Source organism: Superficieibacter sp. BNK-5 (genome assembly GCF_047456055.1).
GTDB lineage: Bacteria > Pseudomonadota > Gammaproteobacteria > Enterobacterales > Enterobacteriaceae > Superficieibacter.
Window position 1 is genome coordinate 1,858,071 of sequence record NZ_CP179893.1, and the last position, 15,702, is coordinate 1,873,772.

30 protein-coding genes are annotated in these 15,702 nt (G+C 50.6%); 29 read left to right on the forward strand and 1 reads right to left on the reverse strand.

Annotated elements, in window-relative coordinates:
• From ACMGGS_RS08860 to bfr, 3 genes are all read left to right on the forward strand, one after another.
• Window positions 1-1,722 carry a flotillin domain-containing protein gene (locus ACMGGS_RS08860; RefSeq protein WP_414165810.1) on the forward strand — a complete coding sequence of 574 codons (1,722 nt, stop codon included), beginning with the start codon at window positions 1-3 and terminating at the stop codon, window positions 1,720-1,722.
• Window positions 1,723-1,881: 159 nt separating this feature from the next.
• Window positions 1,882-2,076, forward strand: a complete 195-nt coding sequence (gene bfd / locus ACMGGS_RS08865; RefSeq protein WP_103678681.1) for a bacterioferritin-associated ferredoxin — start codon at window positions 1,882-1,884, stop codon at window positions 2,074-2,076.
• A gap of 72 nt (window positions 2,077-2,148) precedes the next feature.
• Window positions 2,149-2,628, forward strand: a complete 480-nt coding sequence (gene bfr, locus ACMGGS_RS08870; protein WP_176919484.1) for a bacterioferritin — start codon at window positions 2,149-2,151, stop codon at window positions 2,626-2,628.
• On the opposite strand, the gene ACMGGS_RS08875 is transcribed toward bfr, so the two are convergent.
• Window positions 2,609-3,094: a prepilin peptidase gene (locus ACMGGS_RS08875; RefSeq protein WP_414165811.1), complete on the reverse strand. Its 486-nt coding sequence runs from the start codon at window positions 3,092-3,094 to the stop codon at window positions 2,609-2,611. The genes bfr and ACMGGS_RS08875 overlap by 20 nt on opposite strands.
• Before the next feature lie 385 nt (window positions 3,095-3,479).
• Here ACMGGS_RS08875 and rpsJ point away from each other — a divergent pair, with 385 nt between their 5' ends.
• From rpsJ to rpsD, 26 genes are all read left to right on the forward strand, one after another.
• A complete protein-coding gene (gene rpsJ / locus ACMGGS_RS08880) occupies window positions 3,480-3,791 on the forward strand; it encodes a 30S ribosomal protein S10 (protein WP_001181005.1) in 312 nt (103 codons plus the stop codon).
• Between the two features lie 32 nt (window positions 3,792-3,823).
• Window positions 3,824-4,453 (forward strand): 50S ribosomal protein L3, encoded by a 630-nt coding sequence (rplC, locus tag ACMGGS_RS08885; protein ID WP_123650841.1) that lies wholly within the window; start codon window positions 3,824-3,826, stop codon window positions 4,451-4,453.
• Between the two features lie 10 nt (window positions 4,454-4,463).
• Complete coding sequence (rplD, locus tag ACMGGS_RS08890) at window positions 4,464-5,069, forward strand: 50S ribosomal protein L4 (RefSeq protein WP_015960716.1); 606 nt, start codon at window positions 4,464-4,466, stop codon at window positions 5,067-5,069.
• Window positions 5,066-5,368, forward strand: a complete 303-nt coding sequence (gene rplW, locus ACMGGS_RS08895; RefSeq protein WP_000617546.1) for a 50S ribosomal protein L23 — start codon at window positions 5,066-5,068, stop codon at window positions 5,366-5,368. Before rplD ends, rplW begins: the two co-directional genes overlap by 4 nt.
• 17 nt (window positions 5,369-5,385) lie before the next feature.
• Window positions 5,386-6,207 carry a 50S ribosomal protein L2 gene (gene rplB, locus ACMGGS_RS08900; protein ID WP_414165812.1) on the forward strand — a complete coding sequence of 274 codons (822 nt, stop codon included), beginning with the start codon at window positions 5,386-5,388 and terminating at the stop codon, window positions 6,205-6,207.
• A gap of 16 nt (window positions 6,208-6,223) precedes the next feature.
• A complete protein-coding gene (gene rpsS, locus ACMGGS_RS08905) occupies window positions 6,224-6,502 on the forward strand; it encodes a 30S ribosomal protein S19 (RefSeq protein WP_001138115.1) in 279 nt (92 codons plus the stop codon).
• 13 nt (window positions 6,503-6,515) lie between these two features.
• On the forward strand, window positions 6,516-6,848 hold the full coding sequence (gene rplV, locus ACMGGS_RS08910; protein ID WP_002919773.1) for a 50S ribosomal protein L22: 333 nt from the start codon (window positions 6,516-6,518) through the stop codon (window positions 6,846-6,848).
• 17 nt (window positions 6,849-6,865) lie between these two features.
• A complete protein-coding gene (gene rpsC / locus ACMGGS_RS08915) occupies window positions 6,866-7,567 on the forward strand; it encodes a 30S ribosomal protein S3 (RefSeq protein WP_000529945.1) in 702 nt (233 codons plus the stop codon).
• Window positions 7,568-7,579: 12 nt separating this feature from the next.
• On the forward strand, window positions 7,580-7,990 hold the full coding sequence (gene rplP / locus ACMGGS_RS08920; protein WP_049839667.1) for a 50S ribosomal protein L16: 411 nt from the start codon (window positions 7,580-7,582) through the stop codon (window positions 7,988-7,990).
• Complete coding sequence (gene rpmC, locus ACMGGS_RS08925) at window positions 7,990-8,181, forward strand: 50S ribosomal protein L29 (RefSeq protein ID WP_049839668.1); 192 nt, start codon at window positions 7,990-7,992, stop codon at window positions 8,179-8,181. The genes rplP and rpmC overlap by 1 nt, the downstream gene beginning before the upstream one ends.
• Window positions 8,181-8,435, forward strand: a complete 255-nt coding sequence (gene rpsQ, locus ACMGGS_RS08930) for a 30S ribosomal protein S17 (protein WP_002438707.1) — start codon at window positions 8,181-8,183, stop codon at window positions 8,433-8,435. Before rpmC ends, rpsQ begins: the two co-directional genes overlap by 1 nt.
• Window positions 8,436-8,602: 167 nt before the next feature.
• On the forward strand, window positions 8,603-8,974 hold the full coding sequence (gene rplN / locus ACMGGS_RS08935) for a 50S ribosomal protein L14 (protein ID WP_020322771.1): 372 nt from the start codon (window positions 8,603-8,605) through the stop codon (window positions 8,972-8,974).
• Between the two features lie 10 nt (window positions 8,975-8,984).
• Window positions 8,985-9,299, forward strand: a complete 315-nt coding sequence (rplX, locus tag ACMGGS_RS08940; protein ID WP_000729185.1) for a 50S ribosomal protein L24 — start codon at window positions 8,985-8,987, stop codon at window positions 9,297-9,299.
• Window positions 9,300-9,313: 14 nt separating this feature from the next.
• Window positions 9,314-9,853, forward strand: a complete 540-nt coding sequence (gene rplE / locus ACMGGS_RS08945; RefSeq protein ID WP_176918763.1) for a 50S ribosomal protein L5 — start codon at window positions 9,314-9,316, stop codon at window positions 9,851-9,853.
• 15 nt (window positions 9,854-9,868) lie between these two features.
• Window positions 9,869-10,174, forward strand: a complete 306-nt coding sequence (gene rpsN, locus ACMGGS_RS08950; RefSeq protein ID WP_049839671.1) for a 30S ribosomal protein S14 — start codon at window positions 9,869-9,871, stop codon at window positions 10,172-10,174.
• A 33-nt stretch (window positions 10,175-10,207) separates the two neighbouring features.
• Window positions 10,208-10,600, forward strand: a complete 393-nt coding sequence (gene rpsH, locus ACMGGS_RS08955) for a 30S ribosomal protein S8 (RefSeq protein WP_049839672.1) — start codon at window positions 10,208-10,210, stop codon at window positions 10,598-10,600.
• Between the two features lie 12 nt (window positions 10,601-10,612).
• The gene (gene rplF / locus ACMGGS_RS08960) at window positions 10,613-11,146 is read left to right on the forward strand and encodes a 50S ribosomal protein L6 (RefSeq protein ID WP_176918764.1); all 534 of its coding nucleotides are present in this window, start codon (window positions 10,613-10,615) and stop codon (window positions 11,144-11,146) included.
• Between the two features lie 9 nt (window positions 11,147-11,155).
• Window positions 11,156-11,509, forward strand: coding sequence for a 50S ribosomal protein L18 (gene rplR / locus ACMGGS_RS08965; protein WP_038158510.1), 354 nt, complete (start codon window positions 11,156-11,158; stop codon window positions 11,507-11,509).
• Window positions 11,510-11,523: 14 nt separating this feature from the next.
• On the forward strand, window positions 11,524-12,027 hold the full coding sequence (rpsE, locus tag ACMGGS_RS08970; RefSeq protein ID WP_044373820.1) for a 30S ribosomal protein S5: 504 nt from the start codon (window positions 11,524-11,526) through the stop codon (window positions 12,025-12,027).
• A 3-nt stretch (window positions 12,028-12,030) separates the two neighbouring features.
• Complete coding sequence (gene rpmD / locus ACMGGS_RS08975) at window positions 12,031-12,210, forward strand: 50S ribosomal protein L30 (protein ID WP_003863301.1); 180 nt, start codon at window positions 12,031-12,033, stop codon at window positions 12,208-12,210.
• 3 nt (window positions 12,211-12,213) lie between these two features.
• A complete protein-coding gene (gene rplO / locus ACMGGS_RS08980; RefSeq protein ID WP_176917734.1) occupies window positions 12,214-12,648 on the forward strand; it encodes a 50S ribosomal protein L15 in 435 nt (144 codons plus the stop codon).
• 7 nt (window positions 12,649-12,655) lie between these two features.
• The gene (secY, locus tag ACMGGS_RS08985; protein ID WP_176917735.1) at window positions 12,656-13,987 is read left to right on the forward strand and encodes a preprotein translocase subunit SecY; all 1,332 of its coding nucleotides are present in this window, start codon (window positions 12,656-12,658) and stop codon (window positions 13,985-13,987) included.
• 31 nt (window positions 13,988-14,018) lie between these two features.
• A complete protein-coding gene (gene rpmJ / locus ACMGGS_RS08990; protein ID WP_000868187.1) occupies window positions 14,019-14,135 on the forward strand; it encodes a 50S ribosomal protein L36 in 117 nt (38 codons plus the stop codon).
• Window positions 14,136-14,282: 147 nt separating this feature from the next.
• Window positions 14,283-14,639 carry a 30S ribosomal protein S13 gene (rpsM, locus tag ACMGGS_RS08995; protein ID WP_049839675.1) on the forward strand — a complete coding sequence of 119 codons (357 nt, stop codon included), beginning with the start codon at window positions 14,283-14,285 and terminating at the stop codon, window positions 14,637-14,639.
• A 16-nt stretch (window positions 14,640-14,655) separates the two neighbouring features.
• Window positions 14,656-15,045, forward strand: coding sequence for a 30S ribosomal protein S11 (gene rpsK, locus ACMGGS_RS09000; RefSeq protein WP_001029758.1), 390 nt, complete (start codon window positions 14,656-14,658; stop codon window positions 15,043-15,045).
• Window positions 15,046-15,078: 33 nt separating this feature from the next.
• The gene (rpsD, locus tag ACMGGS_RS09005) at window positions 15,079-15,699 is read left to right on the forward strand and encodes a 30S ribosomal protein S4 (protein WP_176917736.1); all 621 of its coding nucleotides are present in this window, start codon (window positions 15,079-15,081) and stop codon (window positions 15,697-15,699) included.
• Window positions 15,700-15,702: the final 3 nt, after the last annotated feature.

The window sequence follows — 15,702 nt, forward strand, 5'->3', positions numbered from 1 at the left end:
ATGGATGATGTATTAGGCATGCTGCCATCATGGATGGTTTCCGCGATTGTTGTGGTTATCATTTTGTTAATTATCGGTATTATTTTCGCAAGGCTATATCGCCGGGCCTCCGCTGAGCAGGCGTTTGTGCGTACCGGCCTTGGCGGGCAGAAAGTGGTGATGAGCGGTGGTGCCATTGTGATGCCCATTTTTCATGAAATTATTCCTATCAATATGAATACCCTCAAACTTGAGGTGAGCCGCGCAGCCATTGATAGTCTGATTACCAAAGACCGTATGCGCGTTGATGTCGTCGTGGCGTTTTTTGTCAGGGTTAAACCTTCTGTAGAAGGTATTGCTACCGCCGCGCAGACGCTGGGACAACGTACGCTTTCGCCAGAAGATTTACGTATGCTGGTTGAAGATAAATTCGTCGATGCCCTGCGCGCTACTGCCTCACAGATGACCATGCATGAGCTCCAGGATACCCGCGAAAATTTTGTTCAGGGCGTACAGAACACAGTCGCGGAAGATCTGTCGAAAAACGGCCTGGAGCTGGAGAGCGTTTCGTTGACCAACTTTAATCAGACTTCGAAAGAGCATTTCAACCCCAATAACGCCTTTGACGCCGAGGGTCTGACCAAGCTGACGCAGGAAACCGAGCGTCGCCGCCGTGAACGTAACGAGGTTGAACAAGACGTAGAAGTGGCGGTACGTGAGAAAAACCGTGACGCCCTGTCGCGCAAACTGGAGATTGAACAGCAGGAAGCCTTTATGACGCTTGAGCAGGAGCAGCAGGTAAAAACCCGCACTGCCGAGCAGAATGCCAAAATTGCCGCCTTTGAAGCTGAACGCCATCGTGAGGCAGAGCAGACGCGCATCTTGGCCGAACGGCAGATTCAGGAAAGCGAAATTGAACGCGAGCAGGCGGTCCGTACCAGAAAGGTCGAGGCCGAGCGTGAGGTGCGAATCAAAGAGATCGAACAGCAACAGGTCACGGAAATCGCCAACCAGACAAAATCCATTGCCATCGCCGCCAAATCCGAGCTGCAATCCCAGGCGGAAGCGCGCGCCAACGATGCCTTAGCTGAAGCAGTTCGTGCGCAGCAAAACGTTGAAACCACGCGCCAGACGGCGGAAGCGGATCGTGCAAAACAGGTAGCACTAATTGCCGCTGAGCAGGATGCGGAAACCAAAGCGGTTGAACTGACCGTGCGGGCGAAGGCAGAGAAAGAAGCGGCAGAGATGCAGGCCGCCGCTATCGTGGAGTTGGCGGAGGCGACGCGTAAAAAAGGGCTGGCGGAAGCGGAAGCCCAGCGGGCGATTAATGACGCTATCAACGTGCTTTCCGATGAGCAAACCAGCCTCAAGTTCAAACTGGCGCTGCTGCAATCCCTGCCAGCTGTTATTGAAAAATCCGTTGAGCCGATGAAGTCGATCGACGGTATTAAGATCATTCAGGTCGATGGCCTGAACCGTGGTGGCGTGGCCGGAGACGTGACCGCTGGCGGCGCGAGCGGTGGAAACCTTGCTGAGCAAGCGTTATCCGCTGCGCTTTCCTATCGTACCCAGGCACCGTTAATCGATTCGTTGTTAAAAGAGATAGGGATTTCCGGCGGCTCGTTGACTTCCCTGACCGAACCGCTGAAAGCATCGCCGGCCGTAAGCCAAACTACCGAAACTAGCCGGAGGGAAACATTGATAAACTGCGTCCCGGAAGCCAGCCTTTCAACTGAAGAATAAACGCCATTATGCCCCGGTGATACCGGGGCATAACAACTTATGTAGCGAATGGATGCATCTCTGTTGGTACTTATTATTTGATACAAACGTTAATATGCAGCTATTGTAATCATAACTATTCTCATTTACACTTTGCGCATAAATTGAACGGGAGTGATCATGTACGTTTGTTTGTGTAATGGTGTCAGTGATAAAAAAATCCGCCAGGCGGTGCGTCAGTTTCACCCCCAGTCCTTTCAGCAGCTACGTAAATTCATTCCGGTGGGGAATCAGTGTGGGAAATGTATCCGCGCGGCACGAGAAATAATGCAGGATGAATTGACCCAGATCCCGGAATACAAAGAGATTGCCTGAAGCCCCAACTTTTTTTTGACATCCCGGTAGCCCCATCTACGCTTCAATAAGTGGAAGCGGAGGGACTATATAATGAAAGGTGATGTTAGAATCATAAGTTATCTCAATAAATTATTGGGAAATGAGCTTGTCGCAATCAATCAGTACTTTCTCCATGCGAGAATGTTTAAAAACTGGGGCCTGATGCGCCTCAATGATGTTGAATACCATGAGTCCATTGATGAAATGAAGCACGCCGATAAGTACATCGAGCGTATTTTGTTTCTCGAAGGCATCCCCAATCTTCAGGATCTCGGTAAGTTAGGGATCGGTGAAGATGTCGAAGAAATGCTGCAATCGGATTTACGTCTTGAGCTTGAAGGTGCACAGGATCTTCGTGAAGCGATCGCGTATGCCGATAGTGTTCATGATTACGTAAGCCGCGACATGATGATCGAAATCCTTGCTGATGAAGAAGGGCATATTGACTGGCTGGAAACCGAGCTGGATCTGATCGGCAAAATCGGTTTGCAGAACTACATTCAATCGCAAATCAGAGTCGAAGCAAAATAGCCGACAGATAAAACGTCTGCCAACCGGCGATCAAACCCGCTGCGGCCATATAAGGGCCGAAGGGCAGCGGGTTTTTTATTGTCTGCCATTGACCGGTGCGCAGAACGGAGACAGTAAGGAACGCGCAGGCCAGTAAGGAAGAAAGTAAAATCAGGTAAGGTAAGTTTTGCCAGCCGTGCCATGCCCCTAACGCCGCAAGAAATTTTACGTCACCATAGCCCAGTCCCTCCCGCCGTCTTACGCCGCGGTAACCCCAGTAAATGAGCGCGAAGCCTGCATAGCCTGCGATTGCTCCCCAGACGGCATTGGCTAACTCTTGCGGCTGGCAGAGTAAATGCCACAGCAGCCCACACCATAACAGAGGGCAGGTGAGGGCATCAGGAAGCAGTCCCTGGCGTATATCGACGATAGCCAAAGCAAACGATAGTGCGATGTAGACGATGATAAACCCAATAGCACATGCCATCCGTTGCAGCCTTTGTTCCCTGACGTGACGTCAGTCTCAGGGAGAAGAAATCAGTTCACCACTCAGAAAATAGATAATTGCGTGGCGTCTTCAGAACAACCTACGATGCCGGATGCAATTGCATCTGTAGTTGCGACACTGCGCCTGAAAACACAATTAACCTGCTTGTTTTCTAAACATCACTTGCGTCGACACCAGATTTACGTATAATGCGCGGGCTTGTCGTAATTGACGGCTGGTTCGATATGAACCCCGGTAACGCATTTTGTTGCCAACAATGCTCCCAATTGGGGAGCTACGTAAGAACGATTACACTCCCCCATCAATCGTAATGGGTGTGAGGAGTAATTATTTTCGTCTATAAATAACTGGAGCTTCTGGTCTCATGCAGAACCAAAGAATCCGTATCCGTCTTAAAGCGTTTGATCATCGTCTGATCGATCAATCAACCGCGGAAATCGTCGAGACTGCCAAGCGCACTGGTGCGCAGGTTCGTGGTCCGATCCCGCTGCCGACCCGCAAAGAGCGTTTTACCGTTCTGATCTCTCCGCACGTTAACAAAGACGCGCGCGATCAGTACGAGATCCGCACTCACAAGCGTCTGGTTGACATCGTTGAGCCAACTGAAAAAACCGTTGATGCTCTGATGCGTCTGGATCTGGCTGCCGGTGTTGACGTGCAGATCAGCCTGGGTTAATCAGGTCATCAAGCGATTGAGAGGTTGATACAATGATTGGTTTAGTCGGTAAAAAAGTGGGTATGACCCGCATCTTCACTGAAGATGGCGTCTCTATCCCAGTAACCGTTATCGAAGTTGAAGCAAACCGCGTTACTCAGATCAAAGATCTGGCTAACGATGGCTATCGCGCTGTTCAGGTTACCACTGGTGCTAAAAAAGCTAACCGTGTAACCAAGCCGGAAGCTGGCCACTTTGCTAAAGCTGGCGTTGAAGCTGGCCGCGGCCTGTGGGAATTCCGTCTGGCAGATGGTGAAGAATACACCGTTGGTCAGGACATTAGCGTTGAACTGTTTGCTGACGTTAAAAAAGTTGACGTAACCGGTACCTCTAAAGGTAAAGGTTTCGCAGGTACCGTTAAGCGCTGGAACTTCCGTACCCAGGACGCTACTCACGGTAACTCCTTGTCTCACCGCGTTCCGGGTTCTATCGGTCAGAACCAGACTCCGGGCAAAGTGTTCAAAGGCAAGAAAATGGCAGGTCAGCTGGGTAACGAACGTGTAACCGTTCAGAGCCTGGACGTAGTACGTGTTGACGCTGAGCGCAACCTGCTGCTGGTTAAAGGTGGTGTCCCGGGTGCAACCGGCTGCGACCTGATCGTTAAACCAGCTGTGAAGGCGTAAGGGGATAGCAATGGAATTAGTATTGAAAGACGCGCAGAGCGCGCTGACTGTTTCCGAAACTACCTTCGGTCGTGATTTCAACGAAGCGCTGGTTCACCAGGTTGTTGTTGCTTATGCAGCTGGTGCTCGTCAGGGTACTCGTGCTCAGAAGACTCGTGCTGAAGTAACTGGTTCCGGCAAAAAGCCGTGGCGTCAGAAAGGCACCGGCCGTGCGCGTTCAGGTTCTATCAAGAGCCCGATCTGGCGTTCAGGTGGCGTGACCTTCGCTGCGCGTCCGCAGGACCACAGTCAAAAAGTTAACAAAAAGATGTACCGCGGCGCGCTGAAAAGCATTCTGTCCGAACTGGTACGTCAGGATCGTCTGATCGTTGTCGAGACGTTCTCTGTTGAAGCACCGAAAACCAAGCTGCTGGCACAGAAACTGAAAGACATGGCTCTGGAAGATGTGTTGATCATCACCGGTGAGCTGGACGAGAACCTGTTCCTGGCTGCGCGCAACCTGCACAAGGTTGACGTACGCGATGCAACTGGTATCGACCCGGTTAGCCTGATCGCCTTCGACAAAGTCGTAATGACTGCTGATGCTGTTAAGCAAGTTGAGGAGATGCTGGCATGATTCGTGAAGAACGTTTGCTGAAGGTGCTTCGTGCACCGCACGTTTCTGAAAAAGCGTCTACTGCGATGGAAAAAACCAATACCATCGTTCTCAAAGTTGCTAAAGACGCGACCAAAGCAGAGATCAAAGCTGCTGTGCAGAAACTGTTTGAAGTCGAAGTCGAAGTCGTTAACACCCTGGTAGTTAAAGGGAAAGTTAAACGTCACGGACAGCGTATCGGTCGTCGTAGCGACTGGAAAAAAGCTTACGTCACCTTAAAAGAAGGCCAGAATCTGGACTTCGTTGGCGGCGCTGAGTAAGTCGGAGGAGTAATACAATGGCAGTTGTTAAGTGTAAACCGACATCTCCGGGTCGTCGCCACGTCGTTAAAGTGGTCAACCCAGAGCTGCACAAGGGCAAACCTTTTGCTCCGCTGGTTGAAAAAAACAGCAAATCCGGTGGTCGTAACAACAATGGCCGTATCACCACTCGTCACATCGGTGGTGGCCACAAGCAGGCTTATCGTATTGTTGACTTCAAACGCAACAAAGACGGTATCCCGGCAGTTGTTGAACGTCTTGAGTACGATCCGAACCGTTCCGCGAACATCGCGCTGGTTCTGTACAAAGATGGCGAACGCCGTTACATCCTGGCCCCTAAAGGCCTGAAAGCTGGCGACCAGATTCAGTCTGGCGTTGATGCTGCAATCAAAGCAGGTAACACTCTGCCGATGCGCAATATCCCGGTTGGTTCTACCGTTCATAACGTAGAAATGAAACCAGGTAAAGGCGGTCAGCTGGCGCGTTCCGCTGGTACTTACGTTCAGATCGTTGCTCGCGATGGTGCTTATGTCACCCTGCGTCTGCGCTCTGGTGAAATGCGTAAAGTCGAAGCTGAATGCCGTGCAACTCTGGGCGAAGTTGGCAATGCTGAGCATATGCTGCGCGTTCTGGGTAAAGCAGGTGCTGCTCGCTGGCGTGGTGTTCGTCCTACCGTTCGCGGTACTGCGATGAACCCGGTCGACCACCCACATGGTGGTGGTGAAGGTCGTAACTTTGGTAAGCACCCGGTAACTCCGTGGGGCGTTCAGACCAAAGGTAAGAAGACCCGCAGCAACAAGCGTACTGATAAATTCATCGTACGTCGCCGTAGCAAATAATTTTAGAGGATAAGCCATGCCACGTTCTCTCAAGAAAGGTCCTTTTATTGACCTGCACTTGCTGAAGAAGGTAGAGAAAGCGGTGGAAAGCGGAGACAAGAAGCCCCTGCGCACTTGGTCCCGTCGTTCAACGATCTTTCCTAACATGATCGGTTTGACCATCGCTGTCCATAATGGTCGTCAGCACGTTCCGGTATTTGTTTCCGACGAAATGGTCGGTCACAAACTGGGTGAATTTGCACCGACCCGTACTTATCGCGGTCACGCGGCTGATAAAAAAGCCAAGAAGAAATAAGTAGGAGGAAGAGATGGAAACTTTAGCTCAACATCGCCACGCTCGTTCTTCTGCTCAGAAGGTTCGCCTTGTTGCTGACCTGATCCGCGGTAAGAAAGTGTCGCAGGCTCTGGACATTTTGACCTACACCAATAAGAAAGCGGCTGTACTGGTCAAGAAAGTCCTCGAATCTGCCATTGCTAACGCTGAACACAACGATGGCGCTGACATTGACGATCTGAAAGTTGCGAAAATTTTCGTAGACGAAGGCCCGAGCATGAAGCGCATTATGCCGCGTGCAAAAGGTCGTGCAGATCGCATCCTGAAGCGCACCAGCCACATTACTGTGGTTGTGTCCGATCGCTGAGACTCTGGAGACTAGCAATGGGTCAGAAAGTACATCCTAATGGTATTCGCCTGGGTATTGTAAAACCATGGAACTCTACCTGGTTTGCGAACACCAAAGAATTCGCTGACAACCTGGACAGCGATTTTAAAGTACGTCAGTACCTGACTAAGGAACTGGCTAAAGCGTCTGTATCTCGTATCGTTATCGAGCGTCCGGCTAAGAGCATCCGTGTGACTATTCACACCGCTCGTCCGGGTATCGTTATCGGTAAGAAAGGCGAAGACGTAGAAAAACTGCGTAAGGTCGTAGCGGATATCGCTGGCGTTCCTGCACAGATCAACATCGCCGAAGTTCGTAAACCTGAACTGGACGCAAAATTGGTTGCTGACAGCATCACTTCTCAGCTGGAACGTCGCGTTATGTTCCGTCGTGCTATGAAGCGTGCTGTACAGAACGCAATGCGTCTGGGCGCTAAAGGTATCAAAGTTGAAGTTAGCGGCCGTCTGGGCGGCGCGGAAATCGCACGTACCGAATGGTACCGCGAAGGTCGCGTACCGCTGCACACTCTGCGTGCTGACATTGACTACAACACCTCTGAAGCGCACACCACTTACGGTGTAATCGGCGTTAAAGTGTGGATCTTCAAAGGCGAGATCCTGGGTGGTATGGCTGCTGTTGAACAACCGGAAAAACCGGCTGCTCAACCTAAAAAGCAGCAGCGTAAAGGCCGTAAATAAGGAGCGTCGCTGATGTTACAACCAAAGCGTACAAAATTCCGTAAGATGCACAAAGGCCGCAACCGTGGTCTGGCTGCGGGCGCGGATGTTAGCTTCGGCACTTACGGTCTCAAAGCTGTTGGCCGTGGTCGTCTGACTGCCCGTCAGATCGAAGCAGCACGTCGTGCTATGACCCGTGCAGTTAAGCGTCAAGGTAAGATCTGGATCCGTGTATTCCCGGACAAACCGATCACTGAAAAGCCGCTGGCAGTGCGTATGGGTAAAGGTAAAGGTAACGTGGAGTATTGGGTTGCCTTGATTCAGCCGGGTAAAGTCCTTTATGAAATGGACGGCGTACCGGAAGAGCTGGCCCGTGAAGCATTCAAGCTGGCAGCAGCGAAACTGCCGATTAAAACCACCTTTGTAACTAAGACGGTGATGTAATGAAAGCAAAAGAGCTGCGTGAGAAAAGCGTTGAAGAGCTGAATGCCGAACTGCTGAATTTACTGCGTGAGCAGTTTAACCTGCGTATGCAGGCAGCAAGTGGCCAGCTGCAACAGTCTCACCTGTTGAAGCAAGTGCGTCGCGATGTCGCACGCGTTAAGACTTTACTGACTGAGAAGGCGGGTGCGTAATGACCGATAAAATCCGTACTCTGCAAGGTCGCGTTGTTAGCGACAAAATGGAGAAATCCATTGTTGTTGCTATCGAACGTTTTGTGAAACACCCGATCTACGGTAAATTCATCAAGCGTACGACCAAACTGCACGTACACGACGAGAACAACGAATGCGGTATCGGCGACAAGGTTGAAATCCGTGAATGCCGTCCGCTGTCCAAGACTAAGTCCTGGACGCTGGTTCGCGTTGTAGAGAAAGCGGTTCTGTAATACAGTACCGTTCTCAATACAAATAAACGGCTCAGCAATGAGCCGTTTATTTTTTCTACCCATATTCGATAACCGGTGTTATAATGCCGCGCCCTCGATATATGGGGCTTTTTAATGGCTCTGATTTTGGAGTCTCAGGTAGTAGTTGACATTAGCGGAGCACTAAAATGATCCAAGAACAGACTATGCTGAACGTCGCCGACAACTCCGGTGCACGTCGCGTAATGTGTATCAAGGTTCTGGGTGGCTCGCACCGTCGCTACGCAGGCGTCGGCGACATCATCAAGATCACCATCAAGGAAGCAATTCCGCGTGGTAAGGTCAAAAAAGGCGATGTGCTGAAGGCGGTAGTGGTGCGCACCAGGAAGGGTGTTCGTCGCCCTGACGGTTCTGTCATTCGCTTCGATGGTAATGCATGCGTTATTTTAAACAATAACAGTGAGCAGCCAATCGGCACGCGTATCTTTGGGCCGGTAACTCGTGAACTTCGTAACGAGAAGTTCATGAAAATTATCTCTCTGGCACCAGAAGTACTCTAAGGAGCGAATCATGGCAGCGAAAATCCGTCGTGATGACGAAGTTATCGTGTTAACCGGTAAAGATAAAGGTAAACGCGGTAAAGTGAAAAATGTCCTGTCTTCCGGCAAGGTCATCGTTGAAGGTATCAACCTGGTTAAGAAACACCAGAAGCCGGTTCCGGCTCTGAACCAACCAGGCGGCATCGTTGAAAAAGAAGCTGCTATTCAGGTTTCTAACGTTGCAATCTTCAATGCGGCAACCGGCAAGGCTGACCGTGTAGGCTTTAGATTCGAAGACGGCAAAAAAGTCCGTTTCTTCAAGTCTAACAGCGAAACTATCAAGTAATTTGGAGTAGTACGATGGCGAAACTGCATGATTACTACAAAGACGAAGTAGTTAACAAACTCATGACTGAGTTTAACTACAATTCTGTCATGCAAGTCCCTCGGGTCGAGAAGATCACCCTGAACATGGGTGTTGGTGAAGCGATCGCTGACAAGAAACTGCTGGATAACGCAGCAGCTGACCTGGCAGCAATCTCCGGTCAAAAACCGTTGATCACCAAAGCACGCAAATCAGTTGCAGGCTTCAAAATCCGTCAGGGCTATCCGATCGGCTGTAAAGTAACTCTGCGTGGCGAACGCATGTGGGAGTTCTTTGAGCGCCTGATCACTATTGCTGTACCGCGTATCCGTGACTTCCGTGGCTTGTCCGCTAAGTCATTCGACGGTCGTGGCAATTACAGCATGGGTGTCCGTGAGCAGATCATCTTCCCAGAAATCGACTATGACAAAGTCGACCGCGTACGTGGTATGGATATTACTATCACCACTACTGCGCAATCTGACGAAGAAGGCCGTGCTCTGCTGGCTGCCTTTGACTTCCCGTTCCGCAAGTAAACCAGGGTTACGTTCATGGCAAAGCAATCAATGAAAGCACGCGAAGTAAAGCGCGTGGCTTTAGCTGAAAAATTCTTCGCTAAACGCGCTGAACTCAAAGCAATCATCTCTGATGTGAACGCTTCCGACGAAGATCGTTGGGACGCTGTTCTCAAGCTGCAGACTCTGCCGCGTGATTCCAGCCCGTCTCGTCAGCGTAACCGCTGCCGTCAAACTGGTCGTCCGCACGCTTTCCTGCGGAAGTTCGGGTTGAGCCGTATTAAGGTCCGTGAAGCCGCTATGCGCGGTGAAATCCCGGGTCTGAAAAAGGCTAGCTGGTAATTGTCACCAATTGAATCACGGGAGTAAAGACAGATGAGCATGCAAGATCCGATCGCGGATATGCTGACCCGTATCCGTAACGGTCAGGCCGCGAATAAAGCTGCGGTCACCATGCCTTCCTCCAAGCTGAAAGTGGCAATTGCCAACGTGCTGAAGGAAGAAGGCTTTATTGAAGAATTTAAAGTTGAAGGCGACACCAAGCCGGAACTGGAACTTACGCTTAAGTATTTCCAGGGTAAAGCTGTTGTAGAAAGCATTCAGCGTATCAGTCGCCCAGGTCTGCGCATCTATAAACGTAAAGATGAGCTGCCGAAAGTTATGGCGGGTCTGGGTATCGCAGTTGTTTCTACCTCTAAAGGTGTTATGACTGATCGTGCAGCGCGCCAGGCTGGTCTTGGTGGCGAAATTATCTGCTACGTAGCCTAATCGGAGGAAAAAATGTCTCGTGTTGCTAAAGCACCGGTCGTTATTCCTGCCGGCGTTGACGTAAAAATCAACGGTCAGGTTATTACGATCAAAGGTAAAAACGGCGAGCTGACTCGTACTCTCAACGATGCTGTTGAAGTTAAAAATGCAGATAATGCACTGGCTTTCGGTCCGCGTGATGGTTACGTAGACGGTTGGGCACAGGCTGGTACCGCGCGTGCCCTGCTGAACTCAATGGTTATCGGTGTTACCGAAGGCTTCACTAAGAAGCTGCAGCTGGTTGGTGTAGGTTATCGTGCAGCGGTCAAAGGGGATGTAGTAAACCTGGCTTTAGGTTTCTCTCATCCTGTTGAGCACAAGCTGCCGGCCGGTATCACTGCAGAATGTCCGACTCAAACTGAAATCGTGCTGAAAGGCGCTGATAAGCAGGTGATCGGCCAGGTTGCAGCAGATCTGCGCGCCTACCGTCGTCCTGAGCCTTACAAAGGCAAGGGTGTTCGTTACGCCGACGAAGTCGTGCGTACCAAAGAGGCTAAGAAGAAGTAAGGTAACACTATGGATAAGAAATCTGCTCGTATCCGTCGTGCGACCCGCGCACGCCGCAAGCTCCAGGAGCTGGGTGCGACTCGCCTGGTGGTACATCGTACCCCGCGTCATATTTACGCACAGGTAATCGCATCAAACGGTTCCGAAGTTCTGGTAGCTGCTTCTACAGTTGAAAAAGCTATCGCTGAACAGCTGAAGTACACCGGTAACAAAGACGCTGCAGCAGCTGTGGGTAAAGCTGTCGCTGAACGCGCTCTGGAAAAAGGCATTAAAGATGTGTCCTTTGACCGTTCCGGGTTCCAATATCATGGTCGTGTCCAGGCACTGGCAGATGCTGCCCGTGAAGCTGGCCTTCAGTTCTAAGGTAGAGGTGTAAGATGTCTCACATCGAAAAACAAGCTGGCGAACTGCAGGAAAAGCTGATCGCGGTTAACCGCGTATCTAAAACCGTTAAAGGTGGTCGTATTTTCTCCTTCACAGCTCTGACTGTAGTTGGCGATGGTAACGGTCGCGTTGGTTTTGGTTACGGTAAAGCGCGTGAAGTTCCAGCAGCGATCCAGAAAGCGATGGAAAAAGCCCGTCGCAACATGATTAACGTCGCGCTGAACAACGGCACTCTGCAGCACCCGGTTAAAGGTGTTCACACAGGGTCTCGTGTATTCATGCAGCCAGCTTCCGAAGGTACCGGTATCATCGCCGGTGGTGCAATGCGCGCCGTTCTGGAAGTTGCTGGAGTTCATAACGTTCTGGCTAAAGCCTATGGTTCCACCAACCCGATCAACGTGGTTCGTGCAACTATTGATGGCCTGGAAAATATGAATTCTCCAGAAATGGTCGCTGCCAAGCGTGGTAAATCCGTTGAAGAAATTCTGGGGAAATAAACCATGGCAAAGACTATTAAAATTACTCAAACCCGCAGTGCAATCGGTCGTCTGCCGAAACACAAGGCAACGCTGCTTGGCCTGGGTCTGCGTCGTATTGGTCACACCGTAGAACGCGAGGATACTCCCGCTGTTCGTGGTATGGTCAACGCGGTTTACTTCATGGTTAAAGTTGAGGAGTAAGAGATGCGTTTAAATACTCTGTCTCCGGCCGAAGGCTCTAAAAAGGCGGGTAAACGCCTGGGTCGTGGTATCGGTTCTGGCCTCGGTAAAACCGGCGGTCGTGGTCACAAAGGTCAGAAGTCTCGTTCTGGCGGTGGCGTACGTCGTGGTTTCGAGGGCGGCCAGATGCCTCTGTACCGTCGTCTGCCGAAATTCGGCTTCACTTCTCGCAAAGCAGCGATTACAGCCGAAATTCGTCTGTCTGACCTGGCGAAAGTAGAAGGCGGTGTAGTAGACCTTAACACGCTGAAAGCAGCTAACATTATCGGTGTTCAGATCGAGTTCGCGAAAGTGATTCTTTCTGGTGAAGTTTCTACTCCGGTAACTGTTCGTGGCCTGCGCGTGACTAAAGGCGCTCGTGCTGCTATCGAAGCTGCTGGCGGTAAAATCGAGGAATAAGTAGCAGATGGCTAAACAACCGGGATTAGATTTTCAAAGTGCCAAAGGTGGCTTAGGCGAGCTGAAACGCAGACTGCTGTTTGTAATCGGTGCGCTTATTGTGTTCCGTATTGGCTCTTTCATTCCGATCCCTGGTATTGATGCCGCTGTACTTGCCAAACTGCTTGAGCAACAGCGAGGCACCATCATTGAAATGTTTAACATGTTCTCTGGTGGTGCTCTCAGCCGTGCTTCTATCTTTGCGCTGGGTATCATGCCGTATATTTCGGCATCGATTATCGTGCAGCTGCTGACGGTGGTTTATCCGCCGCTGGCAGAACTGAAGAAAGAAGGGGAGTCTGGTCGTCGTAAGATCAGCCAGTACACCCGTTACGGCACTCTGGTGCTGGCAATATTCCAGTCGATCGGTATTGCTACCGGTTTACCGAATATGCCTGGTATGCAGGGCCTGGTAATGAATCCGGGCTTTGCATTCTATTTCACCGCTGTTGTAAGTCTGGTCACAGGAACGATGTTCCTGATGTGGCTCGGCGAACAGATAACTGAGCGTGGTATCGGCAACGGTATCTCAATCATTATCTTCGCTGGTATCGTTGCGGGACTCCCGCCAGCCATCGCCCACACTATCGAGCAAGCGCGTCAAGGCGACCTGCACTTCCTCCTGTTGCTGTTGGTTGCAGTATTAGTATTTGCAGTGACGTTCTTTGTTGTATTTGTTGAGCGTGGTCAACGCCGTATTGTGGTAAACTACGCGAAACGTCAGCAGGGTCGTCGTGTCTATGCTGCACAGAGCACACATTTGCCGCTGAAAGTGAATATGGCGGGGGTAATCCCGGCAATCTTCGCTTCCAGTATTATTCTGTTCCCGGCAACCATCGCGTCATGGTTCGGGGGCGGTACTGGTTGGAACTGGCTGACAACAATTTCGCTGTATTTGCAGCCTGGGCAACCGCTTTATGTGTTACTCTATGCGTCTGCAATCATCTTCTTCTGTTTCTTCTACACGGCGTTGGTTTTCAACCCGCGTGAAACAGCAGATAACCTGAAGAAGTCCGGTGCATTTGTACCAGGAATTCGTCCGGGAGAGCAAACGGCGAAGTATATCGATAAAGTAATGACCCGCCTGACCCTGGTTGGTGCGTTGTATATTACTTTTATCTGCCTGATCCCGGAGTTCATGCGTGATGCAATGAAAGTGCCGTTCTACTTCGGTGGGACCTCGCTGCTTATTGTTGTTGTCGTGATTATGGACTTTATGGCTCAAGTGCAAACTCTGATGATGTCAAGTCAGTACGAGTCTGCATTGAAGAAGGCGAATCTGAAAGGCTACGGCCGCTAACAGTTCGCTCGAGAAGTTACGGAGAGTAAAAATGAAAGTTCGTGCTTCCGTCAAGAAATTATGCCGTAACTGCAAAATCGTTAAGCGTGATGGCGTCATCCGCGTGATTTGCAGTGCCGAGCCGAAACATAAACAGCGTCAAGGCTGATTTTAATCGCATATTTTTCTTGCAAAGTTGGGTTGAGCTGGCTAGATTAGCCAGCCAATCTTTTGTATGTCTGTACGTATCCATTTGAGTATCCTGAAAACGGGCTTTTCAGCATGGTGCGTACATATTAAATAGTAGGAGTGCATAGTGGCCCGTATAGCAGGCATTAACATTCCTGATCAGAAACACGCTGTGATCGCATTAACTTCGATCTATGGCGTCGGCAAGACCCGTTCTAAAGCCATCCTGGCTGCAGCGGGTATCGCTGAAAATGTTAAGATCAGTGAGCTGTCTGAAGAACAAATCGACACGCTGCGTGACGAAGTTGCCAAATTTGTCGTTGAAGGTGATCTGCGCCGTGAAGTTAGCATGAGCATCAAGCGCCTGATGGATCTTGGTTGCTATCGCGGTTTGCGTCATCGTCGTGGTCTTCCAGTACGCGGTCAGCGTACCAAGACCAACGCACGTACCCGTAAGGGTCCGCGCAAACCGATCAAGAAATAATCGGGGTGATTGAATAATGGCAAAGGCACCAGTTCGTGCACGTAAGCGTGTAAGAAAACAAGTCTCTGACGGCGTGGCTCATATCCATGCTTCTTTTAACAACACCATCGTGACCATTACCGATCGTCAGGGTAACGCGCTGGGTTGGGCAACAGCCGGTGGTTCCGGTTTCCGTGGTTCGCGTAAATCTACTCCGTTTGCAGCTCAGGTTGCAGCAGAGCGTTGCGCTGACGCCGTAAAAGAATACGGCATCAAGAATCTGGAAGTTATGGTCAAAGGTCCGGGTCCAGGCCGCGAATCTACTATTCGTGCTCTGAACGCCGCTGGTTTCCGCATCACTAATATTACTGATGTGACTCCGATCCCTCATAACGGTTGTCGTCCGCCGAAGAAACGTCGCGTATAACGCTTCGTTTTCCAGGTTTGTTGGAGAAAGAAAATGGCAAGATATTTGGGTCCTAAGCTCAAGCTGAGCCGTCGTGAGGGCACCGACTTATTCCTTAAGTCTGGCGTTCGCGCGATCGATACCAAGTGTAAAATTGAACAAGCTCCTGGCCAGCACGGTGCGCGTAAACCGCGTCTGTCTGACTATGGTGTGCAGTTGCGTGAGAAGCAAAAAGTTCGTCGTATCTACGGTGTGCTTGAGCGTCAGTTCCGTAACTACTATAAAGAAGCAGCACGTCTGAAAGGCAACACCGGTGAAAACCTGTTGGCTCTGCTGGAAGGTCGTCTGGACAACGTTGTATACCGTATGGGCTTCGGTGCCACTCGTGCAGAAGCACGTCAGCTGGTTAGCCATAAAGCTATTATGGTAAACGGTCGTGTTGTTAACATCGCTTCTTATCAGGTTAAAGCGAATGACGTTGTTAGCATTCGTGAGAAAGCGAAGAAGCAGTCTCGCGTGAAAGCCGCTCTGGAGCTGGCTGAGCAGCGTGAAAAGCCAACCTGGCTGGAAGTTGATGCTGGCAAGATGGAAGGTACGTTCAAGCGTAAGCCGGAGCGTTCTGATCTGTCTGCGGACATTAACGAACACCTGATCGTCGAGCTTTACTCCAAGTAAAGC

Bases quoted from the DNA above. Each gene is read 5' to 3' on its own strand.
- ACMGGS_RS08860 (WP_414165810.1), top strand. From the start codon at position 1: ATGGATGATGTATTAGGCATGCTGCCATCATGGATGGTTTCCGCGATT.
- bfd (WP_103678681.1), top strand. From the start codon at position 1,882: ATGTACGTTTGTTTGTGTAATGGTGTCAGTGATAAAAAAATCCGCCAG.
- bfr (WP_176919484.1), top strand. From the start codon at position 2,149: ATGAAAGGTGATGTTAGAATCATAAGTTATCTCAATAAATTATTGGGA.
- ACMGGS_RS08875 (WP_414165811.1), bottom strand. From the start codon at position 3,094: ATGGCATGTGCTATTGGGTTTATCATCGTCTACATCGCACTATCGTTT.
- rpsJ (WP_001181005.1), top strand. From the start codon at position 3,480: ATGCAGAACCAAAGAATCCGTATCCGTCTTAAAGCGTTTGATCATCGT.
- rplC (WP_123650841.1), top strand. From the start codon at position 3,824: ATGATTGGTTTAGTCGGTAAAAAAGTGGGTATGACCCGCATCTTCACT.
- rplD (WP_015960716.1), top strand. From the start codon at position 4,464: ATGGAATTAGTATTGAAAGACGCGCAGAGCGCGCTGACTGTTTCCGAA.
- rplW (WP_000617546.1), top strand. From the start codon at position 5,066: ATGATTCGTGAAGAACGTTTGCTGAAGGTGCTTCGTGCACCGCACGTT.
- rplB (WP_414165812.1), top strand. From the start codon at position 5,386: ATGGCAGTTGTTAAGTGTAAACCGACATCTCCGGGTCGTCGCCACGTC.
- rpsS (WP_001138115.1), top strand. From the start codon at position 6,224: ATGCCACGTTCTCTCAAGAAAGGTCCTTTTATTGACCTGCACTTGCTG.
- rplV (WP_002919773.1), top strand. From the start codon at position 6,516: ATGGAAACTTTAGCTCAACATCGCCACGCTCGTTCTTCTGCTCAGAAG.
- rpsC (WP_000529945.1), top strand. From the start codon at position 6,866: ATGGGTCAGAAAGTACATCCTAATGGTATTCGCCTGGGTATTGTAAAA.
- rplP (WP_049839667.1), top strand. From the start codon at position 7,580: ATGTTACAACCAAAGCGTACAAAATTCCGTAAGATGCACAAAGGCCGC.
- rpmC (WP_049839668.1), top strand. From the start codon at position 7,990: ATGAAAGCAAAAGAGCTGCGTGAGAAAAGCGTTGAAGAGCTGAATGCC.
- rpsQ (WP_002438707.1), top strand. From the start codon at position 8,181: ATGACCGATAAAATCCGTACTCTGCAAGGTCGCGTTGTTAGCGACAAA.
- rplN (WP_020322771.1), top strand. From the start codon at position 8,603: ATGATCCAAGAACAGACTATGCTGAACGTCGCCGACAACTCCGGTGCA.
- rplX (WP_000729185.1), top strand. From the start codon at position 8,985: ATGGCAGCGAAAATCCGTCGTGATGACGAAGTTATCGTGTTAACCGGT.
- rplE (WP_176918763.1), top strand. From the start codon at position 9,314: ATGGCGAAACTGCATGATTACTACAAAGACGAAGTAGTTAACAAACTC.
- rpsN (WP_049839671.1), top strand. From the start codon at position 9,869: ATGGCAAAGCAATCAATGAAAGCACGCGAAGTAAAGCGCGTGGCTTTA.
- rpsH (WP_049839672.1), top strand. From the start codon at position 10,208: ATGAGCATGCAAGATCCGATCGCGGATATGCTGACCCGTATCCGTAAC.
- rplF (WP_176918764.1), top strand. From the start codon at position 10,613: ATGTCTCGTGTTGCTAAAGCACCGGTCGTTATTCCTGCCGGCGTTGAC.
- rplR (WP_038158510.1), top strand. From the start codon at position 11,156: ATGGATAAGAAATCTGCTCGTATCCGTCGTGCGACCCGCGCACGCCGC.
- rpsE (WP_044373820.1), top strand. From the start codon at position 11,524: ATGTCTCACATCGAAAAACAAGCTGGCGAACTGCAGGAAAAGCTGATC.
- rpmD (WP_003863301.1), top strand. From the start codon at position 12,031: ATGGCAAAGACTATTAAAATTACTCAAACCCGCAGTGCAATCGGTCGT.
- rplO (WP_176917734.1), top strand. From the start codon at position 12,214: ATGCGTTTAAATACTCTGTCTCCGGCCGAAGGCTCTAAAAAGGCGGGT.
- secY (WP_176917735.1), top strand. From the start codon at position 12,656: ATGGCTAAACAACCGGGATTAGATTTTCAAAGTGCCAAAGGTGGCTTA.
- rpmJ (WP_000868187.1), top strand. From the start codon at position 14,019: ATGAAAGTTCGTGCTTCCGTCAAGAAATTATGCCGTAACTGCAAAATC.
- rpsK (WP_001029758.1), top strand. From the start codon at position 14,656: ATGGCAAAGGCACCAGTTCGTGCACGTAAGCGTGTAAGAAAACAAGTC.
- rpsD (WP_176917736.1), top strand. From the start codon at position 15,079: ATGGCAAGATATTTGGGTCCTAAGCTCAAGCTGAGCCGTCGTGAGGGC.